The organism is uncultured Vagococcus sp. (genome assembly GCF_963518325.1).
In the GTDB taxonomy this organism is placed as follows: domain Bacteria; phylum Bacillota; class Bacilli; order Lactobacillales; family Vagococcaceae; genus Vagococcus_D.
Genome location: NZ_CAUQJB010000034.1, coordinates 16596 through 39557 on the forward strand (window position 1 = coordinate 16596; position 22962 = coordinate 39557).

19 protein-coding genes are annotated in these 22962 nt (G+C 42.4%); all 19 read left to right on the forward strand.

Going from position 1 to position 22962, the window contains the following annotated elements; translation table 11 throughout:
* The first annotated feature begins 2 nt into the window (after positions 1 to 2).
* The 19 genes from RWN13_RS19685 (at position 3) to RWN13_RS19775 (ending at position 22876) form a co-directional block, all read left to right on the forward strand.
* Positions 3 to 866: an ABC transporter permease subunit gene (locus RWN13_RS19685; RefSeq protein ID WP_314067308.1), complete on the forward strand. Its 864-nt coding sequence runs from the start codon at positions 3 to 5 to the stop codon at positions 864 to 866.
* Positions 867 to 897: 31 nt separating this feature from the next.
* Positions 898 to 1773, forward strand: a complete 876-nt coding sequence (locus RWN13_RS19690; protein WP_314067310.1) for a carbohydrate ABC transporter permease — start codon at positions 898 to 900, stop codon at positions 1771 to 1773.
* A gap of 31 nt (positions 1774 to 1804) precedes the next feature.
* Positions 1805 to 3415, forward strand: coding sequence for a sugar ABC transporter substrate-binding protein (locus RWN13_RS19695; protein ID WP_314067230.1), 1611 nt, complete (start codon positions 1805 to 1807; stop codon positions 3413 to 3415).
* A gap of 19 nt (positions 3416 to 3434) precedes the next feature.
* Entirely contained in the window at positions 3435 to 4037 is a 603-nt protein-coding gene (locus tag RWN13_RS19700; protein WP_314067233.1) for a YesL family protein, read from the forward strand.
* Between the two features lies 1 nt (position 4038).
* Positions 4039 to 5382 carry a glycoside hydrolase family 30 beta sandwich domain-containing protein gene (locus RWN13_RS19705; protein WP_314067235.1) on the forward strand — a complete coding sequence of 448 codons (1344 nt, stop codon included), beginning with the start codon at positions 4039 to 4041 and terminating at the stop codon, positions 5380 to 5382.
* A complete protein-coding gene (locus RWN13_RS19710; RefSeq protein ID WP_314067237.1) occupies positions 5383 to 6291 on the forward strand; it encodes an ROK family protein in 909 nt (302 codons plus the stop codon).
* Between the two features lie 158 nt (positions 6292 to 6449).
* Positions 6450 to 7457, forward strand: a complete 1008-nt coding sequence (locus tag RWN13_RS19715) for a LacI family DNA-binding transcriptional regulator (RefSeq protein ID WP_314067239.1) — start codon at positions 6450 to 6452, stop codon at positions 7455 to 7457.
* A 148-nt stretch (positions 7458 to 7605) separates the two neighbouring features.
* On the forward strand, positions 7606 to 8478 hold the full coding sequence (locus RWN13_RS19720) for an ABC transporter permease subunit (RefSeq protein WP_314067313.1): 873 nt from the start codon (positions 7606 to 7608) through the stop codon (positions 8476 to 8478).
* 15 nt (positions 8479 to 8493) lie between these two features.
* Positions 8494 to 9369: a carbohydrate ABC transporter permease gene (locus tag RWN13_RS19725; protein WP_314067241.1), complete on the forward strand. Its 876-nt coding sequence runs from the start codon at positions 8494 to 8496 to the stop codon at positions 9367 to 9369.
* A 21-nt stretch (positions 9370 to 9390) separates the two neighbouring features.
* Positions 9391 to 11031: an ABC transporter gene (locus tag RWN13_RS19730; RefSeq protein WP_314067246.1), complete on the forward strand. Its 1641-nt coding sequence runs from the start codon at positions 9391 to 9393 to the stop codon at positions 11029 to 11031.
* 68 nt (positions 11032 to 11099) lie between these two features.
* The gene (locus RWN13_RS19735; protein WP_314067248.1) at positions 11100 to 11717 is read left to right on the forward strand and encodes a DUF624 domain-containing protein; all 618 of its coding nucleotides are present in this window, start codon (positions 11100 to 11102) and stop codon (positions 11715 to 11717) included.
* Between the two features lie 2 nt (positions 11718 to 11719).
* A complete protein-coding gene (locus RWN13_RS19740; protein ID WP_314067250.1) occupies positions 11720 to 12643 on the forward strand; it encodes an ROK family protein in 924 nt (307 codons plus the stop codon).
* Positions 12644 to 14785, forward strand: coding sequence for a glycoside hydrolase family 3 N-terminal domain-containing protein (locus RWN13_RS19745; protein WP_314067252.1), 2142 nt, complete (start codon positions 12644 to 12646; stop codon positions 14783 to 14785).
* An 89-nt stretch (positions 14786 to 14874) separates the two neighbouring features.
* Positions 14875 to 15789 carry a serine hydrolase gene (locus RWN13_RS19750; RefSeq protein WP_314067255.1) on the forward strand — a complete coding sequence of 305 codons (915 nt, stop codon included), beginning with the start codon at positions 14875 to 14877 and terminating at the stop codon, positions 15787 to 15789.
* Between the two features lie 341 nt (positions 15790 to 16130).
* Positions 16131 to 17162 carry a D-alanine--D-alanine ligase gene (locus RWN13_RS19755; protein ID WP_314067257.1) on the forward strand — a complete coding sequence of 344 codons (1032 nt, stop codon included), beginning with the start codon at positions 16131 to 16133 and terminating at the stop codon, positions 17160 to 17162.
* A 182-nt stretch (positions 17163 to 17344) separates the two neighbouring features.
* Positions 17345 to 18373, forward strand: coding sequence for a DUF916 and DUF3324 domain-containing protein (locus RWN13_RS19760; RefSeq protein ID WP_314067260.1), 1029 nt, complete (start codon positions 17345 to 17347; stop codon positions 18371 to 18373).
* A 13-nt stretch (positions 18374 to 18386) separates the two neighbouring features.
* Complete coding sequence (locus RWN13_RS19765) at positions 18387 to 21266, forward strand: pectate lyase-like adhesive domain-containing protein (RefSeq protein WP_314067263.1); 2880 nt, start codon at positions 18387 to 18389, stop codon at positions 21264 to 21266.
* Between the two features lie 118 nt (positions 21267 to 21384).
* Complete coding sequence (locus RWN13_RS19770; protein ID WP_314067266.1) at positions 21385 to 22134, forward strand: WxL domain-containing protein; 750 nt, start codon at positions 21385 to 21387, stop codon at positions 22132 to 22134.
* A 505-nt stretch (positions 22135 to 22639) separates the two neighbouring features.
* Complete coding sequence (locus RWN13_RS19775) at positions 22640 to 22876, forward strand: hypothetical protein (RefSeq protein WP_314067269.1); 237 nt, start codon at positions 22640 to 22642, stop codon at positions 22874 to 22876.
* Positions 22877 to 22962: the final 86 nt, after the last annotated feature.

Below are 22962 nucleotides of genomic sequence, written 5' to 3' on the forward strand. Positions count from 1 at the left end.
CAATGGTCATTCCAGGTGTGATATTTATGCTTATTTTTAGCTATATTCCCATTTATGGCTTGTCCATTGCCTTTAAGAGTTACACGGTGATTGACACAATTGAGACCGCGCCTTGGGTTGGGCTTGAAAATTTTAAGATTATTATGGAAGATAAATTTTTCTGGGAATCGGTGGTGAACACCTTGGGAATCAGCTTTCTCAAGTTGGGAATTGGCTTTATTATTCCGATTATGTTAGCCATCTTGATTTTTGAATTAAAAGCGGGACCCTTCAAGAAAATCGTGCAAACGATTTCTTATATGCCTCATTTTCTTTCTTGGATTGTCCTTGGTGGCATGTTGATTACTTGGCTATCCACAACGGGCCTTCTGAATCAGATTTTAATGGGGGTGGGGGTTGCGACTCAACCTAAAAACTACCTGCTGGATGCAGATGCTTATTGGTGGATTGCGGTGCTGTCGGATATTTGGAAAGAAGCTGGCTGGGGAACGATTTTGTATCTAGCCACCATGTCTAAGATTGATCCTTCGTACTATGAAGCAGCTAAAATCGACGGCGCCAGTCGTTTAAAACAAATTACCAGTATTACTCTGCCGATGATGTCTAGCATTATTAGCTTAAATTTGATCTTAACAATCAGCGGCTTACTTGGGTCAAATCTGGATCAGACCTTAGTATTGATGAACCCTCAAAATCAGGCTCGGGCAGAAGTGATTAACTCCTACGTTTATCGCATGGGGATGACTCAGGGAGACTTCTCATATGCAACAGCTGTTGGGCTTGGCGTTTCAATTGTATCAGTGATTTTATTAGTGATCTCAAATAAAGTCACCAGCCGTTTAAACGATAATCAATCCGTCTTATAGAAAGGAGATAGAAAAGATGCAAACAAAAGTAATGAAAAAAGATGTGGACAGTCGCCTCTTTAATCTAATTAATGCAGTGGTTTTGCTCCTATTTACGATTATCATCGTCGTTCCTTTATGGAATGTGCTGGCTTCCTCTTTCAGCTCAGGAAAATCACTAGCCAGTGATCATTTCCTTTTTTGGCCCAAAGATTTTTCATTGGAAAATTACCGAGCAGTCTTCAGGGATACCACGATTTGGCGGGCATTTTTTATTTCCATCACTAAAACTGTTATCGGTGTTGTGACGCATGTCTTATTTTGTGCCACTGTGGCATATGGCATGAGTAAACGCCATTTAAAAGGGCGCAAACTGTATTCAACACTGGGAATTATTACCATGTTTTTTTCAGGGGGGATGATTCCCACCTATTTGCTCATTAAGTCATTGGGCTTGTTAAACAGCTTTTGGGTATACATCATTCCAGCTATGTTTAGTTATTATGATGTGATTATCTTGATGAATTTCTTCCGGGGCGTGCCAGATTCACTTGAAGAGTCGGCGGCCATCGATGGCGCCGGCCAATGGCGGATATTTGCCTCGATTTACTTGCCCTTATCAAAGCCAGCCTTGGCCACAATTGCACTCTTTAATGGGGTTGGTCAATGGAATGATTTTATGACGACAAAACTGTATATTACGGATAAAGCCTTGTATCCACTGCAAATGAAATTGTATGAAATCATCGTTCAATCTCAAACTCAAACCATGCAAAGTTTGGCAGCTGGGGCGGCGATTGTGGAAACCACGACAAAAGGCGTTCAATTGGCGACAATCGTGATTACCACGGTGCCTATTTTAATTATTTACCCGATTCTGCAAAAGCATTTTATCTCTGGCATGATGGTCGGAGCAGTCAAAGAATAACAGATACTATAGGATAAAGGGGACGAAGAAGATGAACTGGAAGAAGACCGTAACAGGAGTAGCATTAGCAAGCACGTTATTAATGGTAGGCTGTGGCAAGAAAGAGGCCAAAGAAGCAACGGAAATCTCGCTTAAGGATCGTTATGAACTAGATGAGACAGCACCAGCTTGGACTCTAGACAAAAAAACAGAAACCACTGAATTAACCTGGTATGTCAATGCTGATTGGTGGAACACTGATTTTGGCAAAGATGTGGTCACTAAAAAAATGAAAGAAGACTTAAACGTGGACATTAAATTTATAACAGGGGATGACACGAAGTTAAATACCTTCTTTGCTGGTGGCGATATGCCTGATATTGTCACCGTCTTTGATGCGAAATCAAAAGTGGCCCAAAAGGCTGATACATGGGCATTGCCATTAGATGATCTAGCAGAAAAATATGATCCTTACTTCTTTGAAGTAGCCGCAGCTGATACGCTGAAATGGTTTCAGTTAGATGGTAAAACCTATGGCTATCCCAACTATTCCAATACGGCTGCCGATTATGACAGTGGCTTGATTCCCGCCAACACTAATTTTTTGATTAGAAAAGATGTTTACAAGGGAATTGGTGAGCCAGCTATGGGAACGCCGGAAGAATTTCAGGCTGGGATGAAAAAAATCAAAGAAAAATACCCAGAACTTATTCCTTTTGGGTTTAATTCAGTAGGCGAAGGCGTGGGTTCTTTAGGGGATGTTTTCCAGGATTTTATTGGTGTTCCTCTTGAAACTGCCGAGGGTGAATTTTATAACCGCAACTTAGATGAGGATTACTTAAGCTGGCTAAAAACCTTAAACAAGGTCCATCGGGATGGTGGGATTAGTGATGATAGTTTTGCGGACGACGGTGTAGCCTTTGAAGAAAAAGTTAAATCAGGTCAGTATGGGACGATTATGGCAAGTGGCACGGCTCAAATGAGCGGCTTCTTGCAAACGTGGTTAACGGCTAATCCAGAAGGCCAATACATCGCCATTGACGGTCCTAGTACGAAAGGGCGACAGCCAACCTTAAATCAAAGTGGGATAAGTGGTTGGATGAACACGTATATTAGTAAAACCAATGTGGACCCAGCCAAGTCTATTCAAATTTTCACTTACTTACAAAGTGAAGCTGGTGGTATTTTGACAACCTTTGGTGTTGAAGGGGAAACGTATGAAGTGGATTCAGAAGGGAAATTTGAGTTGTTGCCGGAGATTCTTGAGATGAAAGAAAATGAGCCAGATCGCTATAAAAAAGAGATTCGCTTAAGTGAATTTATCTTCTTTGGCCACGATAAATATCAGGCGATGGCCAGTGAGTCAGCTGCGACACCCGCTTTGGTTCAACCGCGAGCGTGGGGAGAAGGCAAGCTGTATCCCCACTTTGTTTTGGAAAATATTAACCCGAAACAAGGAACGGCGGAGGCTCGTGCCTTAAGTGGAATTGATACTAATTGGGCCACAACCTTGGTCAGTTCGATTCGAGCTAAATCAGAAGGGGAGTTTGATCAATTGATTGCTGCTCATGAAGCCTTCCTAAAAGAAAATAAGATGGATGAGATTACGGAGATTCGTACGGCAAACATGGCAAACAATCGGGAAAAATTAGGCTTAAAATAAACCAGTGGAGGTCGTTGAGATGCAGAAGTACTTTAGTTTAGAAGGTGGGATTTATCGCGGCTTGAGCTTGATGGGTGATTTAATAACCTTAAATTTACTGTTGATTGTTACCAGCCTGCCAATTCTAACAATGGGCGCCTCTCTCTCAGCCGCCTATGGGATTTGTTTTAAATTAATCAAAGGTGAGAGGGTTGAGATTCGGAAAAGCTATCTGACTGCTTTCAAGGAAACGTTCCAACTAAGCACCCTAATCTTTCTAACCCATTTAGGCGTCATGGGATTTCTAGCAGTGGCAATCAAGCTGATAGGGGTAGAATGGATCGTTTTCCCTCTATTGGTGGTCCTTGCGATGTGGCTACTCTTAAATGAAATGCTTTATCCTTTGCTCAGCCTGAGACATTTTTCCTATAAGGAGCTCTATCGCCAAAGTTTTGGGATAACGCTGAAATATCTCGTGCCGCTGGTTGCCAGCTTTATGTTGACCTTGATTGGACTACTTTGGCCCGTCTTTTTGATCAAGCTCTCCTTTATCTGGTTAGCTTTAGGGGGAGCACTGATCATCTATTTGAAAAGCAAACTATTGACTCACGTCCTAACAAAACTAAAAATCGAGGAAAATTAATATGATAACAATCACTGCCTATCAGTCAACAGGCCCTAAGGACCTGTTTCAACACGTTAATCTAAAAGACTGTTCTACCGAAGAGAGCGAAACAATTGAGATTGACCGTTCTCAACTGTTCCAAGAAATTGATGGTTTCGGGGCTTCTTTCACCGATTCTTCAGCTTATTTAATCGATCAGGTCTTAAGTCCCCAAGATAAAGAGGGCTTAATGACCCAGTTATTTCACAGAGAAAAGGGTATAGGCCTGTCAGTCATTCGCAATCCAATGGGGGCCTCAGATTATGCCCGGAGCCTTTATAGTTACGATGACCAGCCAGCAGGTCAAAGTGACGTTGAGTTAAAGGATTTTTCGATTGACCATGATCGGGAAAGTATTTTGCCCTTAACCAAATGGGCCATAGACATTAATCCGGATATCAGTGTTTTTGCCTCTCCTTGGAGCCCACCTGCCTGGATGAAGACGACAGATACCATGAATGGTGGTAAACTAAAGGAAGAGTATTACGAGTCCTATGGAAACTATTTTGTTAAATTCATCCAAGCTTATGAACAAGCAGGCGTTCCTATTTCAGCCGTTACGCCTCAAAATGAACCTTTGTACATGCCTTTGCATTATCCTAGTATGGAGTTTTTAGCTCATGAAGAAGCTCGCTTTATTAAGGATTATTTAAAACCGGCCTTTTTGCGCCAAGGGATAAGCACTAAAATAATTGCTTATGATCATAACTGGGATCGGATTGATTATGCCTTTGACGTCTTGGATGAAGCCAGTGAGTCAATTGATGGAATTGCTTGGCATTGGTATGGAGGCCGTCCAATCTCTCAAAGCCGGGTTCACCATGAGTATCCGCAGATTGACACCCATTTTACAGAAGGCTCAGGAGGAGAGTGGATTCCTGCCTTTGAACCGGCTTTTTCCAATCTAATGAGAACGGGAATTGACGTGATGAGGAATTATGCCAAATCCTTTGTGTTGTGGAATATGGCATTGGATGAGCACAACGGACCGACAGTTCCCGGCTTTGGCAAGAGCACCTGCCGTGGGATTGTGACCATTAATCAGGAAACAAAAAAGTTGGACTATACCTTGGATTATTACGGCTTAGCCCATTTTAGTAAATGGGTCAAAAAGGGAGCGAAGCGCATAGGCTCAACAACCAATCAATTCGTTAAGAATGTGGCCTTTTTAAATACAGACGGGACAGTGGTCAGTGTCTTGTTTAATGATAGTCATGTCCCTCAATCTATCAGGTTGAAACTAGATGGGCAAATTATTAAACAGCTGATCATTCCAGAGAAAGGTGCCATGACTCTCGTAATTGAATCAAAAGGAGTGGAATGAATGACGTATTACGTCGGGATTGACATTGGTGGCACCAATATTAAGTATGGCTTGTTAACAGCTGCAGGCACCATCATAGAAGACAGTCAGATAAAAACAGCAACCAGTGGGGCCTGCATTATTGCTGAAATCACGCAGATTGTGAAGGCGTATCAAGAAAGCTATGACATTAAAGCCGTTGGGGTCAGCGCCCCAGGGGTGATTCGCAATGATGGCTTTATGGTGACGGGAGGGGCGATCCATGATTTTTATGGCATTAATTTGCGGGAACTATTAGAGGAAGCTACTGGGTTACCGACTTTCGTGGAGAACGATGCTAACTGTGCGGCCTTAGCTGAAAAATGGTTAGGCGCTGGTCGTGAGTATCACGACATACTGGCAGTGGTGGTCGGTACAGGTATTGGTGGCGGAATCATCATCAACGACCAACTGTTTAAAGGGGCCCACGCCACAGCGGGAGAATTTGGCTTTATGATTGTAGAGCCTATTCAAAATCAGGATTCTCGCATGGCTACCTTGAGCTTAACAGGGTCTGTCGGCTGTGGAATTGTCCTTAAGTATGGGGAGAAAATCGGCTCAGATGAGTATTTAGATGGGGAAGCCATTTTTGCTCGCTTAGCTGAAGGCGAAATTGAGGCAACAGAAGTCATTGGAAATTTTTATAATCGCCTAGCCATTGGCATTTTCAATATGGCAGTCTCCTTTGATCCCGAAATTATTCTGATTGGCGGGGCCATCAGTGGCAACCCTACGTTTATGACCGAATTAACCCATCAGGTGCATGAATTAAAGCGTCAGCATCGTGATATGGGGCCAATCGTTTTACCAGAAATCGCACCGTGTCAATTTCTAAACAAAGCTGGCATTATTGGCGCTACCTATAAAGCCAAATTAGGAATTGAAAAATAATAACTTCGTGATGGCGGATAAACCTATATTTATCAAGGGTTATCCGCCATTTATAAGAAAGAAGGCAATTAAATTTAAAAAAAGAGGTTGCCAAATGAAAACGGTTGTGTTAAATTATAGATAAATAAAAACGTTTTTATTGAAAAGGAGATGAGGCAGTGAAAAAGGAAAAAACAACGATCAAAGATGTGGCGAAAGCGGCAGGCGTCTCTATTTCGACTGTCTCCAATGCTCTGAATGATGTGGATGTCTTAAAGGCTGATACCAAAGCCCATATTTTGGCGGTTGCTGAAGAACTGAACTATGTTCCCAATCTAAATGGTCAGTTGCTCAAATCCAATCGGACCAAAATGTTAGGCTTTTTCACTACCAGTGTCAGTGGACCTTATTTCTATAAGTTAGTAGAAGCCATGGCCAAAGAGTGTGAACGTCTAGGCTACGTCTTGAGTATTCAGATTACTAGCAACAAAAACATGATTTTAAACCATATTTTAGGCAGGCGCTTTGATGGCAATATTATTTTCGAACAGTCGGTTTTTTTCGAGGAAGAAGAGGCCCTACTGGCAAAAGAGAATATCCAAACCGTTTATCTGGATCGAAAAGTTGAAAATAAAACCAGTAGTAGTGTGGTTTTTGATTCCTTTCAGGACGGATATGAGATGACCCGACATTTAATCAGTTTAGGGCATAAAAAAATTGCTTTTATCAAAGGCTTTCCCGGAGCATACGATGGTGAGGAGCGCTTGAGAGGGTTTCAAGTGGCCATGGAGGAAAGTGGCTTAGGGATACCTGAAGCGTACATGTTATCGGGACTGTTTGAAGAAGCCGTGACTTACCAAGAAGTTAAAAGGTTTATTGAAACTAGCCGGGTGGATTTACCCGACGCCTTTATGGCGGCCAATGACTTAAGTGCCATCGGTTGTATCAAGGCTTTGAAAGATGAAGGATACGTCGTACCTGACGATTTCAGCGTGACAGGTTTTGATGATATTGAAATTGCCGAGTATTTTCCACCGCCTCTGACAACGATTCGCAACCCGATTGCCCGTCAAGGTGTTGTAGCGATTCAGCAGCTGGTTCAGCAAGTGGAGCAACAAGCAGAGGGCAAAGTGATTTGTTTAGAAGGCGATGTGGTCATTCGAAAGTCATCATTCTTAAAGAGATAGACTTTCGAATGGTTTTTAACCGCCGAAATAAAAACGTTTTTATTTCGGCGGATAAAGAGTAGAGGAGGAAAAAAGTTTGAAAAAAGGGAACCCCCCAACAGGGGAAGTTGCGAAGAAGAATATCTGGGCGCGTTTAAAACGCCAAGGAATGTTTCAAGGAATGGTTGCGCCAGGAATTATCTTGATGATCATTTTTAGTTTTGTGCCGATGTATGGGATTGTAATCGCTTTTAAGGATTATTCAGTCCTTGATACAATCGGTAATGCACCATGGGTTGGGACGTATTATTTTAAGGAGTTCTTTTCGGACCCAATGTTTTGGACGGTGATGAAAAACACCTTGGGTATTAGCTTTTTAAAGTTAGCCTTTGGCTTTCCCGCTGCCATTATATTAGCCGTCTTAATTAATGAAATCGTCAACAAACAACTCAAGAAAATCGTGCAAACGATTTCCTATCTGCCTCATTTCTTATCCTGGGTAATTCTGGGTGGCATGTTTATTACTTGGCTGTCAGATACAGGATTAGTTAACAATATTCTAGTGGATTTTGGGATGATAGCCAAACCCATTAAGTTTTTAACCGATCCGAAACATTACTGGTCCGTGGCGGTCTTCTCAGATATCTGGAAAGAAGTCGGCTGGAACACGATTCTTTATATCGCGGCCATGACAGGTATCAATCCAGCTTTGTATGAAGCAGCTAAAATGGATGGTGCCACTAAAATCAGGCAGGTGATTAGCATTACGATTCCGTCGATTCGCCACATTATTGCCCTGAATTTTATTTTGTCAGTAGGGGGCTTGTTGGGTTCAAATTTAGATCAAACACTGGTCTTGCAAAACCCGGTTAACTATCAGGCCAGTGAGGTTATTAATTCCTATGTGTATAAGATGGGGATTCAACAAGGGGACTTCTCCTATGCTACCGCCGTTGGTCTCTTCGTGTCATTAGTGTCACTAGTTCTAGTGGTGGGCAGTCATTTTATTACGAAAAAAATTAGCGATACATCCGTCTTTTAGGAAGGAGATAAGAGCATGAACAAGATGTACAGTAAAGATGAAAAAATATTCAATGTCTTTAATGTTATTTTTATGATATTTTTTGTGGCGATTATCGCCTTACCTTTGTGGAATATCATCGCCTTATCCTTTAACGATGCAACTGATTCGATTAAAGGAGGCTTGTACTTTTGGCCCCGGGAGTTCTCACTGGAAAGTTATTTTACCGTATTTGAGGACAAGCAGATATACAAAGCCTTTGTGATTTCAATTGCCAAAACATTAATCGGTGTTGTTCTACATACCTTTGTGACCGCGATTGTGGCTTATGGGATTTCTAAACCAAACCTGATGGGACGCAAACTCTATATGAATATGGGGATTATGACCATGTTTGTCAGTGGTGGCATGATACCCACTTTTCTCTTATTCAAATCATTAGGCTTACTAAATAATTTTTGGGTCTATATCATACCGGTTCTCTTTTCTTTTTACGATATGGTGATTTTAATGAACTTTTTCCGTAGTGTCCCTGTGTCTCTGGAAGAATCAGCGGAAATTGATGGGGCGAGCCCTTTTACCATCTTCCTGAAAATCATTTTACCCTTATCACTGCCAGTATTAGCAACCATCGCCTTATTCCATGGCGTTTATCAATGGAATGATTACATGACGGCAAACATCTATATCGAGGATCGTTCACTCTACCCACTACAGATGTTGTTGTTTAGAATTGTCTCAGAAAACTTGTCACCAGCTGTTGCGACCGGGACAAACGTGGTCAGAAATACCACCTCACAATCCATGCAGTTGGCAACCATGGTCGTCACCACCGTTCCGGTTGTTGTGGCCTATCCATTCTTACAGAAGTACTTTATCCAAGGCATGACCCTTGGTTCGGTAAAAGAATAACGAAAAGGGAGAGATATCAAAATGAAAAAGAAAACATTATTAGTGACAGGATTGACGCTTTTAACTCTAGCTACATTAGTCGGTTGTTCCTCAAAAGAAAAAGCAGGCAGTAAAGCGAAAGAAATCAAACTGCCGGAAGCTCGTTTTGAACCAGATCCAAAAACAGCAAGCTGGGAAAAAGACACTGATCATGCTGCCACATTAAAATGGTATGTCAACTTTGACTGGTATGCCCAACCTGGTTGGGGGGTGGATACGGTCACCCGAAAAATTAAAGAAGACATGAACATTGACGTGGAGATTGTTTCTGGCAATGATGAAAAATTAAACACCATGATGGCTTCTGGTAATCTACCGGATTTAGTGACCTTTGATAAAAATTTGACGATTGCTCAAGATGCGCCTAAATTTGCCTTGCCATTAAATCAATTAGCAGAAAAATATGACCCTTATTTCCTAGAAGAAGCGGCTAAGAAACAAACGGTTCAATGGTATACCAAAGAAGACGGAAATATCTACGGTTACCCAAGTTTCTCTGTGACACAAGATGATTACGACGCGGGGAATACCGTCGGCGATCAAGTCTTTATTGTCAGAAAAGATATTTATGAAAAGATCGGCAAACCAGATATGAGTACACCGGAAGGGTTTTTAAGTGCTTTAGAAAAAGCCAAAGAAGCCACGCCAAAAGCCGATGACGGCTCTGAGCTAATTGGCTTTGCTTCAACAGCCATCGACATTGCCAATGGCGGCGATGGCGCCATGGGTGGGACCCTCCAAGATTTCCTGTCGATTCCTGTCTCAAAAGACGACACGTGGTATGACCGAGATGCCGATAAAGAATACATCACTTGGCTGGAAACCCTACGCCAAGCGTATAACAAAGATTTAATGAGCGATGAACAGTTTTCTGACAACGACAACACGATGAAAGAAAAACTGTCTCAAGGAAAATATTTTGCCTATCTACATAGTAATACCAAAGGATTAAATGAATTTATGTCCAATAACAATAAACGAAATAAAGATCAGGAGTATATTGCCGTCGATGGCCCTAAAAATAGTGCCGGAGATCGTTCAACCTTTAGTGGTGGCACGATTGGCGGTTGGACCAACACCTTTATTACCAATCAAACCAAAGAACCGCAAAAAGCCATGGAATTACTGACTTACTTAACGAGTCAATACGGTAATATGGTGGCTACCTTTGGGATTGAAGGGGAAACCTATGAATTAGTCGATAATAAAGCTGTCCTTTCAGAAGAAACCGAAGCACTGCGCAATTCAGATATTGCTAAATTCGATAAAACAGTTGGATTAGGCAGCTACTGGTTTACCATTGATTCAGCCTATACCCTGTCAATGGGGGAAGAACCTGCCACATCGATTCGTCAAATGGTTCGTTGGGCCGATGATAAATTAGCCCCACGTTTTGAAATTGAAGAAATCGACCCAACACCAGGCACTAGTTTGGCCCGGAACTTAACGACAATTAACACCGACCGCGTCCAAGCGATTGTCAAGTATTTGGAAGCCACAGATGAAAAAGCCGGCAAACAAGTCTGGGATGATTTCTTAGCAAGTCGAGATAACAATAACTTTGAGAAAATTACCAAAGAACGTAATGACAAGTTAGCAGATAATGTTAAAAAATTAAAATAAACCAGGGCCCTCTCAATGAGGGGGGGACGTACACCGAGTTAATCGGAATGATATAGGAGGAAAGCCAGATGTTTTCTATGACCAGTAAGTTTTATCAATTTTGTGTGGCAATCTATCGCTTGATTTGTTTAAACGCCTTATTTCTGGTGTGTTGTCTGCCAATCGTTACGATTGGCGCCTCTTTTTCAGCTTTGATTGACACCTTGATGGCGACCGATGATGTGAACGTCTGGCGGCCTTTCCTACAAAGCTTTAGACAAAAATTTCGTCGTAGTTTGCCTTTGATGGGGTTTAATATGGCCTCCTTTCTATTTGTTAGTAGTTTGCAAATGACTAATATAGGCAGTTCTACTTTTTTACATTTGATAAAGTTGTTGTTTATCAGCTTTATCATTTCTTATAATCTGAACATCTACCTCATTGATGTCCTATTGATGAAACAGAAAGTAATGGAAGTTTTTAGACTGGCGTTTATCTTTACTTTGGGAACCTTCTTCAAAACTTGTTTTTTACCACTGCTGGTGCTGGGATTAGCCTATCTCTCACTTTCGGTGGCAGGTTATGGCACCTTTTTCTTTGTCATAAGCTTACCGACGATGATGTACCTACGTTTTGTTAAGAAAGATATCATAATAATTGAAAAAAATGAAGAACTAGTTGAGCAAGTCGCTAGTGAAGGAGTTTAAAGATGGCGTATTACGTAGGAATAGATATTGGCGGGACCAATGTCAAATATGGGTTAGTCACTGAAACGGGAGATATTCTGGCAGAAGGAAAAGTCAGCACCCATCATAATGGAACGGAATTAATCCAGACAATTGAAGAGATTGTCCATGGTTATCAACAGGACTACAGTCTTACAGCAGTTGGGTTAAGTGTTCCAGGAGTGGTGGAAGAAACGGGATATCTGACGACGGGTGGCTCCATTCAGGATTTTTATGACATGGATTTAAAAGGCCTTTTGGAAAAAAAGTTAAACTTACCAGTTTTTGTGGAAAATGATGCCAACAGTGCCGCCTTAGCCGAAAAATGGCTGGGAGCAGGGAGGGAGTATCAGCATCTACTATGTGTGGTAGTAGGGACAGGCATTGGCGGTGGGATCATCATCAATGGGGACTTATTTCGAGGGGCTCATTCCAATGCCGGTGAATTTGGGTTTATGGTGGTCCAGCCTATTGAGCATCAGGATACACGCTTAGCCACCCTTAGCCTGACGGGTTCGGTCCAGTGCGGGGTGGTTAGTCCTTATGAAATCAGTCAGTCCGGTTATGAAATCAACCAACTTGATGGTGAGACGGTCTTTCGTTTGGCCGCAGAAGGTGATGAAGTGGCTCAACAACTGATCGATGTCTTTTACGATCGTCTAGCAATCGGAGTGTTTAACATGGCGATTGCCTTTGATCCAGAAATTGTGCTAATCGGTGGGGCTATTAGCAGTAACCCGTCATTTATGATGGAATTGAATCGTCGTGTCAGGGCCTTGAAAGAGGGGCATATCGACATGGGAAATGTTCAACTGCCAGCAATAAGAAATTGTCAGTTTTTTAATCAGGCCGGGATAATTGGCGCGGTCTATCGTTCAATAAAGGCGTTAGCGAAGGAGGCGAATTAAATGAATCTCAAACGCTTATTATCAGAAATGACCTTAAGCGAAAAAATTGGACAACTAGTCCAGTTGACCCCTAATTTTTTTGAAGAAGGAGCAGGGGAAATTACGGGACCCTTGCAGGAACTAGGCTTGACCCAAGAGGATTTGTTTCAAATTGGTTCGGTCCTAGGTACTCATACAAAAGAACAAGTGATTCAAATTCAAGGAAGGTATTTGGAAAAAAGTCGCTTGAAAATTCCTCTGATGTTTATGGCCGATGTGGTTCATGGCTATGAGACGATTTTTCCCGTGCCCTTAGGCTTAGCCTCATCATGGAATCCAGACTTAATCGAGGAAATGGCCAGTTTATCTGGACGAGAAGCAAGTGATGCCGGGGTTCACGTGACTTTTTCACCGATGGTTGATCTAGTGAGAGACGCGCGCTGGGGCCGAGTTATGGAAAGTACGGGAGAGGATCCTTATTTAAATGGCTTGTTTGCTGCGGCGTTTGTTAAAGGGTATCAGGGAGATGCTGAAAATCTGGCCAGTGATTATCAAAAAATAGCCGCCTGTGTCAAACATTTTATCGGTTATGGCGCCGCTGAAGGTGGTCGTGATTACAATACGGTCGATATCTCTGCCATTAATTTGTATCAGTACTACTTACCTTCTTTTAAAGCGGCCATTGAGGCAGGGGTTAAATTAGTCATGACGTCCTTTAACACGATTAATGGGATCCCAGCCAGTGGTAATAAGTGGCTGATGAACAAGATTTTGCGGGAGCATTTGGGCTTTAAGCAAGTACTGATTTCCGATTGGGCCGCCATTTGGGAAATGATCCCTCACGGAGTTGCCCGAGACTTAAAACAGGCCGCCCAATTGGCGATTGAGGCCGGTGTGGATATCGACATGATGACACCAGCTTATCAACAAAATTTGGAGGCCTTAGTTGCCTCAGAGGCTATTTCCCAGGACTTAATTGATCAAGCCGTTTTAAGGGTTCTGCAACTAAAAGCAGACCTAGGGTTATTCGAGGATCCTTACCGTGGTTTATTAGCAGAGCGTCAATGGGCAGTCCAATCAGAACTGGCCGCGGCTTCTCGCCGAATTGCCAGTCAGTCCATGGTCTTGTTAAAAAATGAGCAGATTTTACCTTTAAATACTGCCAAAAAAATTGGGTTAGTCGGTCCGCTAGCCACGTCTCATGACATTTTAGGGGCCTGGTCCTGGATCGGCGATCTATCTAAAAGCGTGACCGTGGCAGAGGGCTTAAGAGCTACTTTACCCGACTTACCTGTAGTGGGGACGGCAGATCCGTTAGTCTTTACCGATCAGGAGAAAGCCCAGATGTTGACCTTGGCTAAAGAAGTCGATACGTTAGTAGTAGCCTTGGGTGAAAGTTCGGAAGAAACCGGTGAAGCAGCCAGTAAAGCCGCTATCACCTTGCCAGCTAGTCAAATTCAGCTACTAAAGGATCTCTATGCCTTTAATCAACAAATTGTCGTGGTATTATTTAATGGTCGCCCCTTGGAATTAAGGGAAGTTTTAGACCACAGCCAAGGGGTTTTGGAAGCTTGGTTTCCAGGGTCAGAAGGAGGACATGCAGTTGCCGATATTTTATTGGGAGCAGTCAATCCTTCAGGCAAGTTAACCATGAGTTTTCCGGCCAAGGTCGGTCAAGTTCCCTTGTATTACAATCAATTAAGAACGGGACGGCCCCTAACTTCAGTAAATCAAGATCAAAAGTACATCTCACGTTATTTGGATGTTAGTAACGACCCTGTCTTGCCATTTGGTTATGGTCTAAGTTATACGACCTTTGACTGGTCCGTTGTACAATCAAGTGAGCAACTGGCTGAAAAAGGGTCGATCACCTTTGATGTCAAAATCAAAAATACAGGGAAACTAGCTGGCAAAGAAACGATCCAATGTTATCTAAAAGACCTCGTCGCAGAAGTAGCCCGACCAAAACGAGAACTTAAGCAATTTGTTCAAGTGTTTTTGGCCCCAGGTGAAGAAAAAGTGGTGACTCTAACCATTGAGCCAGCGGATTTAGCCTATATTCACAGTCATTTAGAAAGCCAAACAGATCCGGGAGAGTATCACGTCTATATTGGTTCCAGTAGTCTGGCACCGAAAGTTGGACAAATTTATTATAGTAACTAAGAGGGGCACGCCGACTTCCGTCAAAGGACAGTCGGTGTGTGTTTATGTTAAACTAGAGATATACTCTAAACCAATCAAAGGAGCTAGTTATGGATAAATTATTAGGGCAATTTTTAACAAAAGCCAACAACCAACATGTGATTAATGCCATTCAAATTCACCAAAGAGGACAACTAGTAGCGGAATTTAACCGCTTTAATGATAAGGAACGGTTTCACAGTTTTTCAGCCAGTAAAAGCTTTACCGCCATTGGGGCAGGTATTGCCATTGATGAAGGCCTTATTAGTCTAGATGAAACCATTGCCGACAGTTTTCCAGAGTTTATTCCCATCGATGCTGACCCAAAAGTCTACGAGATCAAGGTGGAACATTTACTGACAATGAGCTGTGGGTTAAAAGATCCCTTATTCTTTTTTAGCACACCAGAACGCTATCAAATTAAAGATTGGCTTTCCCATTTTTTTGCGGCAGAATTTGCACACCAACCAGGGACTCATTTTCTCTATTCCAACTTTAATGCCTATTTATTGAGCTGTTTAATCGAGAAAAAATATGGGGCTAACCTGTGCAGCTATTTGGAAGAGCGCCTATTTGCTCCTTTGGGGATTTACAGCCCAGATTGGTTCCATTGTCCCATGGGTCATACGACCGGAGCTAATGGGTTATTTGTGACCATTGATGAAATGGCTCGCTTTGGCCAGTTATTAATCAATAAAGGCAACTATCAGGGCAAACAAATCGTCTCTCCAGCCTTTGTCGAAGCCGCCACACGCAATCATTATGAGGAACACGGGCCGGAACATGGGTACGGCTACCAAATTTGGATGAGTAACGACGAACTATCTTATCAAGTAGCAGGAAAGTATGGTCAGTTGATTTACGTATTGGAAGCAGAAGAGGTGGTGGTTTCCGTTCAATCACTGGATGAGCAGGACATTGAAACCTTTCTCTGGAATGAGCTGATTTTACCGATTAAAATGAAAAATAGTTTGAAGAACATCTAGCTTTAGCCATCAAAAGGGAGTGTCGGCTACCACTACACAACTGAAATAGACGGAGCCCCTCCTTGCAAGTGAGGGGCTTTTACTGTTTTTAGCATCGCAACTATCAATCAGAATTGGCCTCATAGCCTTCCTCGATTTTACTTAACCAGAGGCTAAGAGGATAACTATTCGTTGTTTAGGCAGGTCAAAATAGGGAGCCAATCAAGATGAAAGAAACCAAAGTCGATGGCCATAAGTGTGGAAAGAATGTCTAAAAAATAATTAATTTTTCCTGAAAAGTGTCAAACTCAAAGGAGAATAGGCTATGATAGGGGCTAATAAAAGCGAATTGAGGGATGAATATGAAGGTAGTAGTATTGGCAGGAGGCTTAAGCCCAGAACGTGATGTGTCATTAAGTTCTGGCGCGATGGTAGCTAATGGCTTAATGGAAAAAGGCCATCAGGTTCTAGTGATCGATGTCTACCATGGGGTTCCAGATAGTCAGGACTTCGGTGAGGCCTTTGAAAAGCACCAGCAAAGACATTATCAGTATGAGGTACCAGTAACACCGCCAGATTTAGTTGAACTTATGGCGGAAAACCCAAATAATGGCGCATTGGTTGGTCCAAATGTCTTGGGTATTTGTCAAAGTGCGGATGTTACGTTTTTGGCCTTACACGGAGCCATGGGAGAAAATGGTCAAATTCAAGCCACCTTTGACGTTCATGGTATTACTTACACGGGTTCCAGTTACAGCGGTAGCCTATTAGCGATGGATAAAGTACTTTCTAAACAATTGATGGCAGCCTATGGTATTCACTCTCCTAATTGGCGCGAAGTAAATCTAGTAGATGACAGTCCTGTCATGTTTCAAGAGGCTGAGCTGCCCTGTGTGATAAAGCCAGTCAGTGGCGGCTCTTCGATCGGCGTGTCTCTTGTTAGAACCGAAAAGGAATTCTATGAAGCGATTGAATGGGCTCGAACTGTTGAGCCTACGTTATTAATAGAAGAATTGATTACTGGACGAGAATTTTCCGTGGGGGTTTTGGCAGGTGAAACCTTACCAATCATTGAAATAATGCCAACCTCTGGCTTTTATGACTATCAGAACAAGTATCAAACAGGAAGGACAAAAGAAGTCTGTCCAGCGATGATTAGTCCAGACTTAGCAGAAAAATTGAGCCATGAAGCATTAAAGGTCCATCGCATCTTGCGCTTAGGTGCTTATTCGCGAGTGGATTTCCTAGTGAATAAAGAAGGTCAAACCTATTGTCTGGAAGCCAATACCTTACCAGGCATGACGCCGACTAGCCTATTACCACAAGAAGCCGCTGCGGCAGGCATCGATTATCCAGAGTTATGCCACCAACTGGTTCAACTAAGTTGTCGCTAAAAAAGCGAATCAAACCACTCCAATAGATTTTGGGGTGGTTTTTTTTGTCCATTTAGGGCTTTAAAGTGGTCATTTTTTAGGTGCTTCTCAAAAATTAACGTTTTATTCTAGAAAAGTTGACACAAGTCGACAATCAGACCTTGTTAAGATAGGGATATAGAAAAATGAAAAGAGGGTGCCGTATGAAAAAAATAGTTGAAATTTTAATGGTGGTTGTCTTGCTTTCAGGAAGTAGCCTGATCGCCATGAAAAAAGCTGAAGCGTCTCAGTTAAATTTTTCGGTTCAAACGGAATTACCAACCAATCAATTGGATGCTAAAAAGAGTTATTTCGATCTGTTAATGACGACCAATCAAAAGCAAACCGTTCAGATTGCCTTAAATAATGATACCGATCAAGCGATTACCATCAAGGCTGAGATTCACAGTGCCACAACCAACAGTGGCGGGGTTGTCGAATACAGTGAAAGCAAGAGTCAGAAAGATGATAGTTTGGTCAATGACATAACAGAACTTATGGAGGTCCCTGAAAGTACTCTGGTTCCTGCCAAAAGTTCCGTCAAATTACCTGTCACCATTCAGATGCCCAAGGAAAAGGTTGTGGGACAATTGGTGGGAGGCATCACCTTAAAAGAACAGCAAGAAGAGCGCACACAACAGACCGATGCCAAAGAAATAGCCATTGAAAATCGCTACAGTTATGCGGTGGCCATTGTTCTGCAAGAATCTCAAGAAGAAGTTGAGCCTGAGCTGATCTTAAATCAAGTGGAAGCCAGTCAGAAAAACTTTCGCAACGTGATTAAGGCCAACCTTCAAAATATCACGCCGACCTTTGTCAATAAACTGGCAGTCAATACGACCATCACTAAAAAGGGGCAAAAAGAGGTTCTGTATAAAGAAACAAAAAATGATCTGCAAATGGCACCTAATACCAATTTTGACTTACCCATTCCATTAAATGGTGAAAAATTGACTCCAGGTGCCTATACATTGACCATGGAAGCTACCTCAAAAGAGCACAAGTGGAAATGGCAGAAAGATTTTACCATTAAAGCGGAAGTGGCCAAAGAGTTAAATGCCAAGGATGTCACGATTAAACGCGATTATGGTTGGGTGTTGTATCTGGTCTTAGCTGTCTTAACTTTAGTTGTGATCGTCTTACTGGTGTTATTGACTAAAAAGCAAAAACAGCCGGAACAAAGCGAAAAATAAAGAGGGGAATGTTATGAAAAAGATAAGCCTATGGGGCATAATTGTTTGTCTTTTCCTTCAGTTTTGTTTGCCCTTGGTTGTCTTGGGGACATCGGAAGACTCTCTTCTTTTACATTTGTCAGGGGAAAAAGAGGCTTATATCAGCCAGACCTTGAGGCTTAGGGCAACCGTAGATGATGCCGTAGGGGTGGCCTACTTAGCTTTGCCAAATGGCCTTGACTATCAAGGTCCAATGACGAGCCAAACAGCTCACCATCGATTGGAGTGGCGACCAGAAGAGCGAGTCTTAAGCATCACGACTATCACCACTCAAGAGCAGTCGGAAGAAAAGCTAGAACTAACGGCAACACCAATCTTAAAAGAACCGATTGAAGTGGTGATGATCGCCCGTGAAGCAGGGGACTATCAGCTTCAGTTAACTAGTACCATTCAGCAGGAGGAAGTGATATCCAACGAAGTTAATATCACGATTCAGCAAGGGCGACAAACCGATAGTGAGTCGTTAGAAGGAGGGGCAGAGACAGCCAACAGTCAAGTTGAGTTAATTGAAAGGGAAGCGAGTGTGGAAATGATTGAAAGCAGCGCGGAACCGGAAAAAATGACGAGCGATCAAGTCACAGGTGAGGCAGAGGTGACAACTTGGGCGGAGTTCGCAGCAGCTGTTAAAGATCCCAACATCTACCTGATTCAGCTAACTGCTAATTTCAGCAATCCAAGAACGACAGGTGAAGGGGATCCTCAATCTCTCCATCTCTACGCTATTACGCGCTCACTTGAAATAAACGGCAATGGCCATCGGGTTAATTTTCAAGGAAGTTCCCTTTTTTTAGGGGACCCGGGTAATGCTCGACCGACCTTTCATCTCCACGATATTATGTTGGAGCAACGTTATGCAGGTGGGTATTCAGAGGATATTGTCGGGTCTCGATTAACGGCCTACAGCGGCAAGTGGCATTACCGTTTTGGGAATGTGACGACTGAAGCTAGCGTTCAGCGATTAGCTCGCGCTCAGTATGCTGATGTGACCCTTTACGGTCAAATGAAGATCGATACGCGAGCTGAAAACTTTTATCTGGGTAGCTTAAAAATGGAAGAGGAGACCATTTACCGGGGGAATGTCAACCATTATGATTTTTCGATTTTTTATTATAATCTAGCGGCTAGAACCACCGATACTGGCTATACTCAGGAGTTTACCGTGGGAGCCCGAAGCGATGTTTTTTTGATGCAATCGCAAAAAGCGGGCACGTCTTACCCAGCTGTCTTTCACTATTATACAACTCTGACGATTGGGGAAGAAGCTAATTTTAATGTTAATATGCCTGGGAATAGTGTGCGCTTTAATTTTGCTAACTCAAATGTCTCCATTAAACGAAATGCTACGGTTAACTTAAAAAATGCCGCCAACAAACCTGTGGTCAATTTTGCTGCTAGCAATACCAGTTTTACAGCAGAACCAGGTGCTAGTGTAACAATCATTGGCATGGGAACAAGTGAAAGTGCTGTGAATATCAGTAACGGTACGTTCTCAAATAATACCTTTCAGTTGACTCGTCCCCGCTATTTTGATATCCGCAATCTCGGCAATAAAGAGACCTCTCGAGCCATTAGTTTAGGAACGGGGAACCGAATTGCCAATACCTTTGACATTACGGAAGGGGATATGGCGATTTGGTACACCTTTAACAACAATCAGGGGCCGCCGGATTATGCCTACGAAAATGTGGCCCATTTGCAGGTTATTGGTAGTGGTAACATGCAGAAAGTGACCTCAGACAATCTCCAGTTGCAAGAGGCATTTGAAATGACCTATATCAGCCGCATGACGTCTGTCAAACACCTGCCAACACTTGAATTTGACCCTTTGACTGATGCTCATTTAAGCATTCGAGCGCGGGTTAAACTAGGCGAAATACCTGATAATAATGGGGCTAACAGCGAGGGCGTGGTAACGTCAACCCCGATTTATGCTGGCCAAAATCAGTATATGGCATATATTGACGATAGTTATGGGATTCGCCACAAAGATATTCCGACCGATAAAGAGGGGTATTTAACGTACAAAGGTAAGTCGTTAAATGTGGCTGGGACAACTATTAAAGTCGGCTTAATCATCAAGTTACCAACTGTTCAAATCTTCGAGAAAATGGTCAGTGATCTGACACCGCCAGAGCCTGTTTATGACGTTCAAGTGGCGCCTGATAACCAGCAAGTAAGAGGCAAAGCCAGTGAAGCTGGGGCAGAACTGACCTGTGAGTTGAACGGTGTCACCGTTACTGAAGGGGGGCAGCCTGTTAAGACGATCATTAAAGAAGATGGTACTTGGGAATTAAGCTTGGCAGAGCCATTAAAACCCAAGGAAAAGGTGCAGTTTTTCCTACAAGACCAAGTTGGCAATCGCAATCCAGTCACAGATACACCTGTTTTCGATGCCTTGTTTAAAGCCGGGACTATCCTGACCGTTAAGACAGGTGAGTTACAGTTAAGTGTTCCTAGCTTTTTTTCTTTCGGAGAACATCTAGCTATTAGTGCAAAAGCTAAACGTTATCCTTTGCAAGAATTGACAGGGAAATTAATGATTCAGGATACTCGCAGTGAGAAAAGTCCCGTCAGTTTAAGTGCTAGAATGACGCAAGCACTGACCAGTTCAAGTGGGGCCCAGTTGCCAGAAGCAATTGTTTACAGGCAAGAAGGGCAGGAAATCCCTTTGAGTGAAGAAAGTGTCAGTATTTATACAGGTAAAAGTCAAGATGATCACCCGATTGAGTTATCGGCAGATTGGCTAGAAGGAGAAACGGGTCTGATGCTCAAAACCACTCCCGGAAAAGTCAAGGCTGAAACCTATGAAGGGGCAATTGAATGGACCTTAAAAGATGTGCCAGCAAATGAGTAACGCTTACAATGTTGTCTGACGAGCGGCTATTGGCCAACTCGTTTTAGATATAGTACCACTACCCGGCTGACGTGTAAGCGTCAGTCGCGGAATCCCAAAACTAATGGAGGAAATTTTTATGATGAAAGCAACAAAATTATTACTGATCTCAACAATCGCACTAACAAGTTTAGTCGGTGCTAAGATGGTTCAAGCAGAAGACGCAAATACTCTCACAACGACAGGCCTTGTGACCTTTGAAGCCAGTAACGATCCTAATACACCAATTGATCCAAATAATCCAGAGAATGAAGTCACACCAATTGACCCAACTGAACCAGGAGGCGTGCCACCAGTAGGAACAACCGGTCCTCTTAGTATTGATTTTGCGTCAAGTGTCGTATTTGGTTTGAACAAAATAAGTGGACAAGATGAAACCTATTACGCCAATGCACAAGCGTTAGAAGGTGGCGAATACCGTGGTAATTACGTTCAAGTCACGGATAAACGTGGATCTAATGCTGGCTGGAAATTAATCGTGAAGCAAGATGGTCAGTTTAGAAATATCTCTACTTTAAATCAAGAATTAAACGGTGCACAGCTGAGTTTTAGTGAGCCGGCAATTTTCACTAATACAGAAGGCGTTGATGAGCCGACTGCGACTCCCTTTGTTTTAGATCCTGAAGGGGAAGCGAGTACTGTCATGGTTGCAGAAGAAAATGCAGGTGCCGGAACATGGATTAACATGTTCGGGAATGTCAGCACCATTGATGGGGTGGAAAAAAACACCGCTATTACCCTGGAAATACCAGGTAAAATCGCTAAAGATGCCGTATCATATGGCACTAAATTAAACTGGACGATTTTAGATAGCCCAGGTAACGAATAAACAGTCACAGACTGTTTGGAGAACTCATAAGAAAATGAAAAGGGGCTGGGATTTTCTCAGCCTCTTTTCTGATTGGTTAAACGTGTTTCTTTTAGGTAAAAGGGAGGCATTTGCTGTCCCATTAGAACAGGTTAACGTAGTAGAAACTAGCGGTAATAAGGGTCTTTTTCTAAGATGAACATTGATTTGACCGTGTTTCTGTGATAAGATAAGCATAGTTGAAAGCGGGAACATTTCTGGAGAGAACACAATCCTTAGCAGGAAAATCCCCTGTCAAAGAGAAATAACCTAAGGGGAATTCTTGAAGAAATTGTAGGGGGAATTAGTTCGCTAAAACATTGTTAGTCAATTGGATGGAAAAAAACTGACCCGTTCTTAGTCATCAATAGAGGAAATACTTAGCTGCAATAGATAGTAACGACTGCCTTGGAATAAGTTAACGTGGAAAAAATGATTTTAGGTGAACTGTAATGATGATTGCATATCAGAAAGAATAGGGAGTTGTATGGATCACAAGAAAAAACAGGATGAAGCCTTCATTCAAGCAATAGGGTACCAAGAGGGTCTTGAAGTGGTTGTTAAAAACATGTTGAAAGATCGATTACCCTTGTTTACGATAGCCAGATACACAGAGCTCAGTTGTCATAACTTGGCTGAACTTAAAAAGAAATATGAAAAAGTTGTCGAGAGTACGGAAAACAAGCAAGTAAAGTTTGAAACTAAAGAAAGTCCCTTGAAATAAACAAGTAGTGGGACAATCGAACCGTAGCTGTCACAAAATTAGATGTCTAATTTTGTGACAGCTACTTTTTTTATTTTATAGCATCC